This is a genomic window from Coleofasciculus sp. D1-CHI-01 (assembly GCF_040218875.1).
Classification (GTDB): domain Bacteria; phylum Cyanobacteriota; class Cyanobacteriia; order Cyanobacteriales; family Coleofasciculaceae; genus Coleofasciculus.
This window is the reverse complement of sequence record NZ_JAVJQP010000050.1, coordinates 1-14,562: the sequence shown is the minus strand read 5'-3', so window position 1 is coordinate 14,562 and position 14,562 is coordinate 1. Positions and strand designations below refer to the sequence as shown.

10 protein-coding genes are annotated in these 14,562 nt (G+C 45.5%); 4 read left to right on the top strand and 6 right to left on the bottom strand.

Annotation, left to right across the window (positions count from 1 at the left end):
* Positions 1 to 287: 287 nt before the first annotated feature.
* The 3 genes from RIB93_RS09470 to RIB93_RS09460 all read right to left on the bottom strand — a co-directional run bounded on the left by RIB93_RS09470 (position 288) and on the right by RIB93_RS09460 (position 5,470).
* Positions 288 to 2,489 (bottom strand): GumC family protein, encoded by a 2,202-nt coding sequence (locus RIB93_RS09470; protein ID WP_446372535.1) that lies wholly within the window; start codon positions 2,487 to 2,489, stop codon positions 288 to 290.
* A gap of 6 nt (positions 2,490 to 2,495) precedes the next feature.
* Positions 2,496 to 3,617, bottom strand: coding sequence for a glycosyltransferase (locus tag RIB93_RS09465; RefSeq protein WP_446372533.1), 1,122 nt, complete (start codon positions 3,615 to 3,617; stop codon positions 2,496 to 2,498).
* 323 nt (positions 3,618 to 3,940) lie between these two features.
* On the bottom strand, positions 3,941 to 5,470 hold the full coding sequence (locus tag RIB93_RS09460; RefSeq protein ID WP_446372531.1) for a glycosyltransferase: 1,530 nt from the start codon (positions 5,468 to 5,470) through the stop codon (positions 3,941 to 3,943).
* 181 nt (positions 5,471 to 5,651) lie between these two features.
* On the opposite strand from RIB93_RS09460, the gene galT reads away from it, so the two are divergent.
* A complete protein-coding gene (gene galT, locus RIB93_RS09455) occupies positions 5,652 to 6,650 on the top strand; it encodes a galactose-1-phosphate uridylyltransferase (protein WP_446372529.1) in 999 nt (332 codons plus the stop codon).
* Positions 6,651 to 6,682: 32 nt separating this feature from the next.
* Here the strand turns inward: galT and RIB93_RS09450 are convergent, their stop codons facing one another.
* From RIB93_RS09450 to RIB93_RS09440, 3 genes are all read right to left on the bottom strand, one after another.
* Positions 6,683 to 7,555, bottom strand: a complete 873-nt coding sequence (locus RIB93_RS09450) for an Rpn family recombination-promoting nuclease/putative transposase (protein WP_446372527.1) — start codon at positions 7,553 to 7,555, stop codon at positions 6,683 to 6,685.
* A 54-nt stretch (positions 7,556 to 7,609) separates the two neighbouring features.
* On the bottom strand, positions 7,610 to 9,763 hold the full coding sequence (locus tag RIB93_RS09445) for a tetratricopeptide repeat protein (RefSeq protein WP_446372525.1): 2,154 nt from the start codon (positions 9,761 to 9,763) through the stop codon (positions 7,610 to 7,612).
* Between the two features lie 226 nt (positions 9,764 to 9,989).
* Entirely contained in the window at positions 9,990 to 11,384 is a 1,395-nt protein-coding gene (locus RIB93_RS09440) for a DUF308 domain-containing protein (RefSeq protein WP_446372523.1), read from the bottom strand.
* Between RIB93_RS09440 and RIB93_RS09435 the strand changes: the two genes are divergently transcribed.
* The 3 genes from RIB93_RS09435 to crtB all read left to right on the top strand — a co-directional run bounded on the left by RIB93_RS09435 (position 11,383) and on the right by crtB (position 14,484).
* Positions 11,383 to 11,634 (top strand): hypothetical protein, encoded by a 252-nt coding sequence (locus RIB93_RS09435; RefSeq protein ID WP_446372521.1) that lies wholly within the window; start codon positions 11,383 to 11,385, stop codon positions 11,632 to 11,634. The two genes, RIB93_RS09440 and RIB93_RS09435, sit on opposite strands and share 2 nt — an antisense overlap.
* A 191-nt stretch (positions 11,635 to 11,825) precedes the next feature.
* Positions 11,826 to 13,259 (top strand): 15-cis-phytoene desaturase, encoded by a 1,434-nt coding sequence (gene pds, locus RIB93_RS09430; RefSeq protein WP_446372519.1) that lies wholly within the window; start codon positions 11,826 to 11,828, stop codon positions 13,257 to 13,259.
* A gap of 298 nt (positions 13,260 to 13,557) precedes the next feature.
* Positions 13,558 to 14,484, top strand: a complete 927-nt coding sequence (gene crtB / locus RIB93_RS09425; RefSeq protein ID WP_446372517.1) for a 15-cis-phytoene synthase CrtB — start codon at positions 13,558 to 13,560, stop codon at positions 14,482 to 14,484.
* The last annotated feature ends 78 nt before the right edge of the window (positions 14,485 to 14,562 follow it).

Sequence of the window (14,562 nt, the reverse complement as noted above, 5' to 3'; positions counted from 1 at the left end):
CGGATAGCTTAGTTGCCCAATATTTATTTTTACTTCAGCAGTAGAATATTTTAATTTTAAGCGATTTAAGTGTTTTTTTTTTGGTTTTTTTGTAAAGATTTGATGAAGACTCTATAACAATTCGATAAAGATGAACCGTAAACCGTTACTCCTTTTTCTTTCCAGTGGAGCGCTATTCCCACATTCTGTTCTGAATGATCTAAGTATTTATACTTAACCAAATTGCTAAGCTATTTAGGCTCAACATACTCCTTGGCTTGCTACAAATTGAAGTACGGCGGGTGAGTCTAGTTAAGCTCTAATACTTGACGTTTACTCTGCTGGGCATCAGCAACATAACGATTGGTATAACTACTAGCACCATTTGCCACCACACCGATCGCGTTCAAGGGACCCAGCAGATTAGTTGCCTCAGTCAGTTCTGATTGCGTCACCCGATCTAAGCGAGCAACCAATACCACACCCTGACAAAATGAAGCCGCTTGCATAGCATCGACAATACCCAGAACTGGCGGAGTATCGAGTAACATTAAGTCATAACGCTGTTCAAAGGTCGCCATTAATTGCTTCATTCGTTGAGAACTCAGCAACTTAACCGGATCGGGTGGCGTTGGTCCAGCCGTTAATACCTCAATCTCGACGCCGAACAGGGAAAGCGGCTGTGGAGCAACGTCTGACGTTTGATCAGCAAGTATCGTTGCCAGTCCTTGATCATTAGACAAGTGAAGCTGTTGGTGCAGCGTCGGACGGCGCAAATCCGCATCAATTAAGAGTACCCGCTGGTGTAAGCGAGCGGCACTAAATGCCAAACCCAATACGAATGTGGACTTCCCCTCACCAGGTAAGGCGGACGTAATAACCAGAGATTTGAGTATGGCATCAGCGTTTAACAGTTGGATATGTTTATAGATCAGATCTAACGATTCCCGCAAGGGCAGCGATTGCAGCATGGGAAGGGTTTCCGGTTCAGGAGTGGGCGACTTACTGAAGGGAAAGTGCATCAGCCGCCCATTGGTACTCAGGCGAGGCAATTGGGGTAAGATACCCAGTAAAGGCAGTGCCACCCGTTGCTTCAACTGATCAGAGGTATGCACAGCATCATCAAGCGCTTCCCGTCCAAAAGCCGCCACTCCGCCCAAGAAAAACCCCACCACCACAGCCAAGATTAAGTCCTGCTTTGTGTTCGGACCCAGTTGATTGCCTAAGTGGGGGGCTTCCACCACTTGCCATTTAAATCCGCCCCTAGCGATTTCAATCCCTAACTCTTGTCGGGCTGCGAGGAGTTTTTGCAGGGTGTTGCGTTCTACTTGCACCTCAGGTTGCAGGTGTTCGTACTCCGCTATCAGTTGAGGAAAACGACTCAGTTGCGCTTGGAGTTGCTGCTGAGTTTGTGCCAAACTCTGATCCCTTGCTGCTAGAGCTTCCAGATGGGTTTTGGTTTCCACAAGCTGGCGTGAAAGATTCAAATCTGTATCTCCCAACTGTCCAGCTTTCTCTAAGCTTTCTGCTGTTTCTAGTCGCACTTCTCCTAATACGCGATTGGCTTCGGCTTGCAACAGTTCCTGCTGGCGCTGACGCTGTTGCATCAGGTTCTGTACACTCGGATCAGCATCGGTAAATCTCACCCGTTGCTCTGCCAAGGTGAGTTCCGTCTTTTGCAGTTCATCCAGCAGAGTTTGGTAACGGGATGACTCACTTAAGCGGGAAGCGGTGAGTGCCTTTTGGGGAGAACGCGCCAGTTGTTGCTGTAGTTGTTGATAACGCGCCCTGGTTTCTTGTAACTGAGCGCGAATAGTTTCTCGCTCTTGCTTAATCGTGTTCAGCCTTTGTGTCACCGTTGTGGCTTGCTGCTGCGGGTCAATCAGGTTCTGGGTTTGGCGAAACTGTTCTAGGGCTTGCTCGGCTTGGCTGACACTCTGGCGTGCGGTGGGTAACTGGTTATTGATAAATGCTAAACCTTCGGCAATGCGTTGTTGCTGCTGCTGGAGGCTGAACTCCTGATAAACCTTTTGAATCGCTTCTAGAACCTTTTGGGTTTTAACCGGATCATTGCTGGTATAGTCCACTTGCACAATCTTAGTCTCTGTTTTACCCTCCTGCTTCCGGGTAACTGTCAAGGATTCCTTCAGGGTTCCAACCTCAAGGTTTGGGTATCGCGGGTGCAGCAAATCCACGGCTTGTTGCAGAAGTTGAGTACTCCGCATTAGGTTTAACTGGGTGGCGTAATCTACTTCTAGATTCGAGTCCTTCACCTGATCTTCAAAAGCCGGTTGTCTATTTTGATTATTTTCTCTGAAATACGGCTCAACCAATAGCTGCATGGAACTCCGGTAGGTGGGAGATTTGGTCAACGACAGAGGAGTTGCGATCGCCAAAACCCCACAAAATACACCGAAAAACCAAAAGCGTCGGCGGACTAAGATGGCAAACAGTTGCCCGTAACCAAAATCGGTATCTGCTCCCTGAGGATTATTTGATGTCACTGTCACGATTGCTCAACTGGAATGGATAAATGAGAGAGAATGATACGGTCTAAATCCACACACCTGCTCCATTAATTGGGTCACTTTGCCAAAAAATACTGCTTCTGAGAAGTTACTCAGAGCATGATCCCGAATCTGACTATAATTCCATGGTAATTGATTGAATTTGATTAAGGCGGCATGGATAGATTCTGGAGTTTGTTTCTTGAAAAATACGCCAGTTTTCCCGGGAATTTGTGTATCCAGGACTCCTCCTGCACCGTAAGCAATTACTGGAGTACCACTGACGTTGGCTTCAATGGGAACTAATCCATAGTCTTCTAATGCAGCAATAATCACCCCCTGCGCTTTTGCCATAAGCTGCTTGCGCTCCTTATCACTCACGTACCCCAAAAATCGAATATTGTCCAAGGCTTTGGCTTCAAGACGTTCTCGTTCTGGTCCATCACCAGCAATCAGAAGCTTCCACCCCAGCCAATTGAAGGCTTCCACGATAATATCGATGCGTTTATAGCTGATCATGCGGGATGAAACATAGAAATAATCTTCCTTTTGATCGTCAAAAATAAACTTGCTGGTATTAATTGGATAGTGAATGACTTGTGCGGGTTTTCCATAGATGCTTTGAATTCGCTTAGCCACCGTGGTTGAATTGGCAATATAGAGATCGGGTTCCTGAGCGTAGGCGATATCGAACTCTCTGAGCTGATTAAAGATTAGTTCAATTACGGGGGAATAGAGTCGAAAGTTCTTGTATTCCCGTAGGTAAGTTTGGGTATCCCAGAGAAACCGGGTGACGTTATGACAAAAACAAATATGAGTAGCGCCAGGACGTTTCCGCACCCCTTTAGCGAAGCTACTGGTGCTGCTAATGATTAAATCATACTCTTGCAGGTCTAATGCCCGAAACGCTGGATAGTAGAACGGCGCCAAGAGTCGGAAGTACTTGGTGGCGCCGGGAATATTTTGCAGTTGCGTGGTCTTCACCAAGCGATCGCCTAACTCAATGGTTCGCTGCGGATCGTATAGTGATGTAAATATATCAGCTTCGGGAAAATATTGACAAAGCAGTTCAAATACTCGCTCTGCTCCCCCTCTTTGGGTTAAATAATCATGAACTAAAGCAATTTTCATGACATTATTTTATACACCCTAATTAATAACTCCAAAACGTAGCTTCATACATGACATTTAGACATCACAATGAAGTTTTATGGTTGAGTTGTTTTTGTACTGATTATGCGAATAAGTGTGTCCAAAAAATTAAGTTAAAGACTATTACCCAGATAAAATATGGCTAAAATAAAAATCATAGGAAAAATAATGGGAAGTGGTTAATTAATTTTTGGCTATTATAACATATTTAAGAAGTATTTGTCAATGATAATTTTTTTTTAATATCCGACTTGAATTTAAAGGTAATAGCTTTACACTGTTATCACAAAGTTAAGTTTAAGTCAATGATTAAGTTCGCCCACAGATGGATCATCATGACCAAAGTAGAGTTGACTCAATTGAGCCACGGAAACATCGTTTTCCGGTTGGGGATTACGTAAGAACGGATGAATTGGAAGTCGCCTTACTCGACGATTGGTTTTAGGTGACGATAAAATCTGCTCAATTACGTTTAAATAGCCTTGAGCTGTACTTTCCCAAGTATAGTGATTCAGTACCAGTTGCTGAGTCCGTTGAGAATAACTCTGCCACTCAGATTCATTACAGATTAACCGTTCCAATCCTCGCGCCATATCCACCGGATCATCGGGGTCAATTAAAACCCCATACTCTTGATGATCTGTCTGTAAGCTTTCTGTAATTCCCCCATTCTGGGTAACGACAACCGGTAATCCGGCGGCGGCGGCTTCTAAGGGAGCTAAACCAAAGGGTTCAAACAGAGAGGGTAGAGCAAATACGGAGCGGCGTTGGGCTAAAAAGCGATAAGTGGCGGCTAGGGCGGGTTGATCCGGGACGCAAAAGGCGCTAATTTTGCCCCATAAGTTATGGTCATTCACCACTTCTCGGATTGGTGCCAATACCTGTTGTTCTGTTTGTTCATCCTTTACCTTCTCTTTTAGTGGATTATCTAATCCCGCCGTAATTAGCACGATATTAGCTCGTTCTTGCAAGGTGCAACTGTAGGCAAAGGCTTGTACAAGTCCCAAAAGATTCTTTTTAGGGTCTAATCGACTCGATGCCAGAATCACGGGTAAATCCCGCCGCGACTCAGCAATATCTCGCGCTAATTTATCTTGAACTAACTGATAGGTTGCCTCTTCGTTGGGAGAGCGAACCTCAGCACTAAACATAGCTGGGTCTACTCCCGGTGAAATTACCGCAAAGGGAGCATCATTATCGACATCGACAGCACATCGATACGCCGGATGACTATATTGGTTGAAGCGTTCTTGGCGAGTATTCGTAATATTAATTGCCGAGTGATTCATGCTGAGGCGTTCGACAACTAGGCGGTGTCCAAAGTAGTAATAGTCGTTCATTTGTGCCAAATTTTCTGGCGTCACCTTTAATTTGTCCATCTTTTGAGCGCCTAGGGAATGGGCGGTAAACGTAAACGGTACGCCTGTTTGTGCTTCAAGTAATAAACCCGCCAGTCCCCCATCCGCGTAGTGGGCGGTCATGATATCGGGAATTTCCCCTTGGTCTTGATAAAATTTCAGAATATTGGGTACCCAATCTCGAACCAGATGAGTCCAAAGTAACTCTTTGCGTAAAAATTCCTGGGGTCCGGCGGGTAAGCGGACAATCCGGAGATTTTCCACACCGGGATACCCATCAAAGGGTTTAGCAAACCCCTCCCACTCTGGATCGATGATTTGACGGGTGAGGATATCAACCCGGTGTCCCTGCGCCGCGATCGCCAGGGCGACTTGCTTGACATACACCAGTTGACCGCCAAAGTCGGGATGTTCTGTAATATACCTATCCTCTGGGTCAAAGTTACCTTGGGGGTTGAGAAATCCGATGTACATTGTCTGAATAATGAATGGTGAATGAGGGACACAACGGAGGAGTTGACATCAGACAAATAATGTCTGGATGATAAATGAGAGACGCAACGGATGAGTTAACATCAGACAAAATTCCGATCTGAACGATTATCAACGACTATAAGACAACGATTATCCAAGTACATTATAGGGGCTAGATAGTATGCAATCCGGTCAAATCCGACTCAACAAGGTGACGAAAGAATGGGTGATTTATGCACCCAGTCGGCGTAAACGTCCCCAGGATTTTCAGCAAAAAAGTCACAACAAACAAACTTCAGGGATTCTATCGCGAGATTGTCCCTTTTGTCCCGGCAATGAACATAAAGCTGAGAGAATTTTCCTGGAGATGCCAAGCCGACACCACAAAGGCTGGCAAACGCGGGTTGTACTGAATAAGTTTCCGGCGTTAACTCCTGATGAAGACAGAGAGCGATCGAAGGAGGGGATTTATTTAATGATGCCCGGTTATGGTCAGCATGAAGTGATTATTGAAAGTCCTGATCATCGTCAAGATCTTGCCACAATGTCAATCGAGGACGTAGAAACGGTGATTGAGACCTATCACAAGCGCTACGTCACACTCATGCAAGCCCATAAGAATATGATGGCAATTATTTTTCGCAATCATGGGATGAAAGCGGGTGCATCGTTAAGTCATCCCCATTCTCAAATGATTGTAACCGGCATGGTGCCGCAAAATATTCGAGTGCGAGAACAAGAAGCCCAGCGATATTATGATCAATGGCAACGATGTGTGTATTGCGATATTTTAGAGTTTGAACAGCATCACCGCAGACGGGTGATTGCTGAAAATGAATCATTTCTGGCGTTTATTCCTTTTGCGGCTGATGTGCCGTTTGAAATTTGGATTATGCCAAAGGAACATGAAGCAGATTTTGGTAGTATCTCCGCTCTAGAAAAGCCCCATTTTGCGTTAATTCTCAAAAATGTCCTGACCCGCTTGTATGAAAAGCTCAGTGACCCCGATTATAATTATGTGATTAATACGGCTGCCCGTTACAAAGCCGAAGAACCTCAGGTTCATTGGTATTGCCAAATTAGTCCTCGGTTAACGACTCCAGCCGGATTTGAACTGGGTTCTGGGATTAGTATCAATCCTTCTTTGCCTGAAATTGATGCCGATTTTTTGAATTCTTAAGTTTATTGGTCATTGATCATGGGTTATTAGTTCTACAAATTCTCAGACTCTTTCTCGCGCAGTTCTCGAACGGCTTCCAGACTTAATCCTGTTGTTGCCGCGATCGCTTCGTCATCCAGTAGGGTGAGTAGGTTTTTAGCAATAGCGTGTTGTTCTTCTTTTTTGCCCTCTTGACGACCTTCTTGACGACCTTCTTGACGACCCAGAGCAACCGCTCCTTGCTGATCATAAATAAACATTTCTCGACGCTCCAAATCTTCGATTTCTTCTCGGGTTAAGTTGGCTTGATTGGCAATTTCAAAGGCTCGGTGGAGTTCCGGAATATTGTCCATATTTGTGGGAACTTCATCGAGCGATCGCGCTGATTTTATAAAGTAAATCCATTTATCAGTAATCGTTTCTAGTTCTTCAATTTCTTTGGTAAATTTGGGTAATTCAACAAAAATCAGTTCAATATCGTTTTCGGTATAAACATAGCCATCGGATACTTCTCGATAAACGAAGCGGGAGGTAAACGGATGACGACCAGGGAACATCTCAAAATCAGTCAAGGTTAGAGCAATGACTGGTTTAAGCATTCGGTAGCCTTCTCCTTTTTGCAGTTGAAAGGCATAGGTCTTGGCAGCGTTGAACAAAACTCTCTTCCCAAAGGATTGCACATTCAGCACTTGCATTTCAATGATCACCAGTGTGCCGTTTTTTAGTTGAGCTTTGACATCTAGATAAGTATCTTTTAATCCTTCAACTTTCGGGGGCAAGTTGGGATTGATAATTTCTAAATCTTCAATAGTAGAGTTGCCGTTATAAATCAAGGCATTGAGAAAACTAATCAAAATGTCTTTGCTGTCAGCGGAACCAAAAATTTTCTTGAAGGCGTAATCAGTTTTGGGATTAATAAATCTCATCGTTTTGCTCAAAACATGAGGATTGAACCATTATACACTAAAACCTAAACTTATCTAATTCTTCATAGTTGCTTGTTCAAAGCTGGCGTTCGCTTCCTCTTCTCGTCCTAAATTCCGTAACGCTAAACCCCGATTATTCCAGGCTTCCGGGTAATCTGGGTTTAATTCTAATGCCTGATCAAAGGATAGAATCGCTTCCTCTTCTCGTCCTAAATTCCGTAACGCTACCCCGCGATTGTTCCAGGCTTCCGGGTAATCGGGTTTTAATTCAATCCCTTGTTCAAAACAAACCATGGCTTCTTCATACCGCCCTAAATTATCTAAGGCTAATCCGCGATGATTCCAGGTTTCTGGATTATCGGGCTGATGATCTAATGCATAGCTAAAACTGATTAAGGCTTTCTGATAACGTCCTAATTGGATCAGGACAACTCCGTGATGATTCCAGGTTTGGGCATCATCGGATTGTAGGGCTAAGGCTTGATCATAACTGTCTAAGGCGTCTTGGTAACGTCCTAGCTTCTCTAAGGCAATCCCTCGATTTGTCCAGGCTTCGGCAACATTAGGTTGAATGGCTAGGGCTTGATCATAACTGGCGATCGCCGCGTCCCAGCGCCCTTCTTGTAATAATAAATTGCCTCGGTTTACCCAGGCGGGATACAAATTCGGTTGCAGTTCTAGGGCGTTATCAAACGTGGTAATAGCAGCCTCTGGGCGGTCTAAATGCATGAGGAGTAATCCTTTATTATACCACGCCTGGAAGTAATCTGGCTTGAGGGTAATTGCCCGATCAAAACTGTTAATCGCCTCCTCTAAGCGTTCCAACTGACACAGAACCGTTCCCCGATGTTTCCAAGCCTCCGGGTGTTCCGGGTACAATTCAACCACTCGATCCAAACAAGCGATCGCCTCTTGGGGACGTTGTAAGTGGATCAAGGCGATACCTTGAATAGACCAAGCCTCTACATAGTTAGGTTGAAGGATTGTCGCTTGTTGACAACTAGCCATCGCCTCTGCTAAATGTCCTAATTGAAATAATAAATGACCCCGATAAAACCAGGCTTGGGCATAATCAGGTTTCAAGGCTGTCGCTTTATCCAAACAAGCGATCGCGGCGTTGGGTTGTTCTCCCTGCATTAGCGCTAATCCCTGCATGTACCACGCCTCGGCATAGTCGGGATTAAAATAGGTGGCATTCTGGCAACTCGAAACCGCTTCTCGATACCGTCCCAAACTATATAACGCACTGCCCCGATTGCCCCAAGTGGCGGAATCATCGGGTTTAAGCTGCAACGCTTGGTCATAAGACGCGATCGCATCCTCTAAACGTCCTAAACTAAATAGAGCATTACCGCGATGAAACCAAGCTTCTGGGTAATTGGGTTGTAGTTTAGTTGCCTTTTCGCAGCTTGTCACGGCTTCGGTATAGCGAGTTAAATGAAACAAAACCAATCCCCGATTATTCCATGCTTCTGGGGCATCAGGTTGTAAGGTAATGGCTTTTTCATAACTCGCTAAAGCGTCTTCTAAACGTTCCAATCGATAAAACGTATTTCCTTGCTGAAACCACACTTCGTAATCATTGGGCTGTAGTGAAACCGCTTGTTGCCAACTCTCTAATGCTTCAGTATAACGGTTTAAATTAAACAGAATCCAGCCTTGATTTTTCCAAGCCTCCAGATAGTCAGGATTTAAGCTTGTGGCTTGATCAAAGCTTGCTAATGCTTCCTCGTTTCGTCCCCCATTGATCAACACCAACCCTTGCATATACCAAGCTTGCACATAATCTGGTTGGCAGTGAGTCGCCTGTTGACAACTGGCTAACGCCTCGTCGTAGCGTCCCAAATTATACAGCGTACTTGCCCGATTTCCCCAAGCTACTGCCAAATCAGGATTAAATTGTGTTGTTTGATCATAACTCGCTAAAGCGTCTTCTAGGCGTCCTAATTTAAACAGGATATTTCCCTGATTAAACCAGGCTTCTGAGTAATCCGGTTTCAAGGTAATCGCTTTCTCATAGTTCGTCAACGCCGCGTCGAACCATCCCAGATGAAACACCGTATTTCCCCAATGGAACCAAATTTCTGGCATATTGGGGTGGAATTGGGCAGCCTTCTCAAAACTCGCGATCGCTTCTCCATAGCGCCCAATCTTAAAGTATTCAATTCCCTGTTGCAACCACTGATTGGCTAAATAGTCATTTGTCATTTGTCATTTGTCTTATGTCATTTGTCTTATGATCAGATAATTCTAGTAATTGGTCGGGGCGGGTTTAGTTAAGTGATTGGTTTGGGTCAAAATTTTATGGGTAAAACCCGCCCCTACATCTTCCCCAGCTCCCCCAGCTCCCCCAGCTCCCCCAGCTCCCTCTGCTCCCCCAGCTCCCCCTGCTCCCTCTACTTCCCATCACCCCATTTTCCAGACATGCCAACTTCTAACGGCGATCGCGAAACAGAAGAATAAAGGCAATCACTACAGCTATCACTCCTGTGCTAATACTCCCCCAAAATACAGGAGTGAACAAGAATGGCGTCTCTTTCGCTGGGGGCAGTTGTTCGACCAAAACCGTCGCGGCGATACTGCTAACAATTAATCCGATACCAATTAAAGCAACTGTCGTATTCAACGTGCGATTACTCTTGGTTTGTTCAATACCACTTACGCTTCCAATCGTGCGAATCAAATTTTCCATCAATGGTAATCCGGGACGAAATGTCGCGCCATCCGTAGCGACTTGTTGCAGATATTTTTCATCCGCTACTTCACTAAAGTGGTTCAAAAACTTTAAATAGCTGCTTGTTTCTCGTTCCAGCTTTTGAATCCGCTTTTGATAATTTTCTAAATTCCCCTGAATCGTTGTCGTATAGTAATCTAGGTCATTTAAATTCATGGCATAATCTGATAATATGGGCAAGGTCTGAATTAAGGTTGATTGCAGTTCTTTTAAATTTAAGCCTTGAGCAGGAATCGGATTAGGCAAGGTACGGACACTGGCAACTAAACGTCGAATTTCATAAGACTGAAGTTTTAACTCTTGAGTACGACAACGACTTTGCCAGTATGCCCAAATAATTTTATGGCGATAGCTAAATAAGCGGATCAAATCCAAGTGAATATCATACATATTTTGCCGAATTTCCGTAACTTTTTTACCAGCAGGAAACATGCAAATGATCAGATGATAGTTTTCTTGACTAAACGACTCCCAGTCTTGCTGCCAATTATCGGGCGAATGCCAATATTCAAATACCCTTGCCCCCAACAATCGTCCTTGTTCTCTAAATTCAGGAGTCCATTTAGAATTGGGGGTGAGCTGTTTATAACAGTCTTTAGCCAGTTGCTTTGGGTCTTGATTACTATCAGCAATTTGCACCGACACTAACCAGGTTTGACCAATTGTGCATTGCTGGGTGGGGAGCAGTTCCCAGGTATCCAACTGATGATTAATGTGAGAGGCAATAATTTTCTTGAGTTTGTTTAAGGTTTCAATGCGTTGGGTCGCATCATTCGGTTGTTTCGTTTCCGCATCTTTATAATCACCCGAACAATTGACTTGCAGGGCGTAAGCATCTCCGAGTTGCAGCGCTCGATAGTATCCATCTAAGGGAGATTCAAATGCCTTAACCAAGAGTTGAACATAATCCGCTTCGGGATTTTCTAGGGCTGCTAATTGGTTGAGTTTGTCATCGTCTAAGTTGGGATCGATTTTTTGCCAAAATTGTTGGCGGTAGTGATGGATTTCCGGTAGAGAGTGACCGAAACTCTCGCGCAGGTCATATAAGAATAGATCGACGGTAGGGTAGATTAGCTGAGTCGGTTTGTTCATCATGGATGACCGTGGGAACGGGGGTGAGGGAGATGGGGGAGATGAGGGAGATGAGGGAGATGGGGGAGATGGGGGAGATGGGGGAGATGGGGGAGATGGGGGAGATGGGGGAGTTAACTCAACATTTGGTCAGGGCGGGTTTTGCACAAACGTTATCATCAACAGCGAGAAGAAAGTCTCTAAACCCGCCCCTACACAATCAAAACTCACGCGCCATGCACTCGAACGCCGTGAAGGGTTCCCCAATCCCTAGAGGTGGCGGTCTCAAGATAGCAGATTTTTTTCCTCCACCCCTCTGCCCCTGCACCTCCGCTTCTCCACCCCCCCGCCTCTTCGCTAATTCTATGAAGTCGGCGACAGTTTTGACCAAATGTAACGGATTGCAAAGTATAATGAGATCCAGAATACACTGACAAGCACCTAACTAAAGAGTATTACTATCAGATGCGAGTTGCGATCGCTGGAGCGGGTTTAGCTGGACTTTCCTGTGCCAAATATCTAACGGATGCAGGTCACACCCCTATTGTTCTAGAACGTCGGGACGTTCTCGGCGGAAAAGTTGCCGCTTGGCAAGACGAAGACGGAGACTGGTATGAAACCGGGTTACATATCTTCTTTGGTGCCTATCCCAATATGCTACAGCTCTTTAAGGAGCTAGAGATTGAGGATCGGCTACAGTGGAAAGACCACACCATGATTTTCAATCAGCCAGAGAAACCGGGTACCTACTCTCGGTTTGATTTCCCGGATTTACCGGCACCGATTAACGGAATTATTGCGATTCTGCGAAATAACGATATGCTGACCTGGTCGGAGAAGATCCGGTTTGGCTTGGGTTTGATTCCCGCCATTATTAATGGTCAGAAGTATGTTGAACAGATGGACAAGTATTCCTTCTCCGAGTGGTTACAGCGTCAAACTATACCGCCACGGGTAGAAAAGCAAGTCTTTATCGCCATGGCGAAAGCCCTGAATTTTATCAACCCTGATGAAATTTCGGCAACGGTGGTGTTGACGGCGCTGAATCGCTTTCTCCAGGAAAAGAATGGGTCAAAAATGGCATTCCTGGATGGTTCCCCGACGGAGCGCCTCTGTCAACCCTTGGTAGACTACATTACCGCAAGGGGTGGAGAAGTGCGATTAAATGTTCCGGTGAAGGAGTTTTTACTCAATCCGGATCAGACGGTACAGGGATTTTTGATTCGGGGTGAACATGGGGACGAAGTGCTGACGGCGGATGCTTATGTCTCGGCAATGCCTGTCGATCCCTTAAAGTTAATCATGCCTCAACCTTGGCGAGAGATGGAGTTCTTCAATAAGCTAGAAGGCTTAGAAGGGGTTCCGGTAATTAACCTGCATTTGTGGTTTGACCGGAAATTAACAGATATTGACCATCTACTCTTTTCGCGATCGCCCCTTTTGTCAGTGTATGCTGACATGAGCAATACCTGTCGAGAATATGCCAACCCTGACCGTTCGATGTTGGAGTTAGTCCTCGCCCCGGCAAAAGATTGGATTAGTAAATCGGATCAGGATATTGTCGAGGCGACGATGGAAGAACTCAAGAAACTCTTCCCCAAACATTTTGATAGTGATAGCCCTGCCCAGTTGCTCAAGTATCACATCGTCAAAACACCACGTTCGGTTTACAAAGCCATTCCGGGACGACAAGCCCATCGCCCCTCCCAAGAAACGCCCATTGCCAATTTTTACTTGACTGGCGATTACACCATGCAACGTTACCTTGCCAGTATGGAGGGTGCCGTACTTTCTGGTAAGCTGACATCGCAGGTGATTGTCAGGCGTCATGAATCAGGAGGCTCAAGTCAACGGCTGTTTAAACAGGTGGACAGTAAAGAGGTTGTCGGTGCGGGTTAAGAGAAAAACTCATTATCCTCACCCCACTATCCGTCTTTACCGTAACTATCCCAGCTAAAGCCCTGGAACTAAAATCGGCGAGAAGCTGTTTTTTGTCTGTGGGCTGGAAGCTGGCGTTCCGTTGAACTGGGTTCCAAGACTGACCCGCTAAATTTTAGCGTACTTGAGCTTGGGTTCTGGGAAACGTGTTTCTCGACGATAGGAGTCAGTACCATTCTTTTGACTTCTTTTGACGGTTAACTGCTATGACTTAATCCAAGATCTACTCCTTCGCCCCTAACCGAATTACCTGCAACGAATGCTTCAATTGCCTAAATCTCCGCCCATGAGAAAGCTGGTTCCTGAATCTGAGGCTTATGAAATCTGTCGTCAGATTACAGCAAAATACGCCAAGACGTTTTATCTGGCTACCTTACTGATGCCAGAACAAAAGCGGCGTGCGATATGGGCAATCTATTTCTGGTGTCGGCGAACCGATGAACTGGTGGATGGTCCCCAAGCCCGTTTAACCACGCCGGAAACCTTGGATCGCTGGGAACAGCAGTTAGAATCTGTTTTCGCGGGACAGCCAATCGAGGACGCGGATGTGGCGTTAGTGGATACGTTGCAACGGTTCCCGATGGATATTCAACCGTTTCGGGATATGATCGCGGGTCAGCGGATGGATTTATCTCGCAGCCGTTATGAAACCTTTGAAGAACTGAAGCTGTACTGCTATCGTGTGGCGGGTACGGTAGGGTTAATGACCAGTCCAGTGCTAGGATTTGACCTGGCTTGGAGTCAAACGCCCTGGAACGGTCAGTTTAGGACGAATCCGGTAGAAGAAGCGATCGCGTTAGGGATTGCCAAGCAGTTAACCAATATCCTCCGCGATGTTGGCGAAGATGCTCAACGGGGTCGAATTTATTTGCCATTAGATGAATTGGCGCTATTTAATTATACCGAAGAAGACTTATTTAAGGGAGTGGTTGACGAGCGCTGGCAGGAACTCATGCGCTTCCAAATTCAACGGGCGCGTAAGTTTTATACTTATGCAGAGAAAGGGATTGGGGCGCTAAGTCGGGATGCGCGTTGGCCCGTCTGGGCGGCTACAATGCTGTATCAGGGGATTTTAGATGTCATTGAGCGTAATAATTATGATGTGTTTACGCAACGGGCTTATGTGTCTAAGGGGCGGAAGTTGCTTTATTTACCAGTAGCCTGGTTAAGGGCGCAGGCGCTTTAATTGTCATTTGTCGTTTGTTATGAAACGTTGCTGTAGGGGCGCACCGACGTGCATTGGTGTCAACTTAAGCTCAACCCC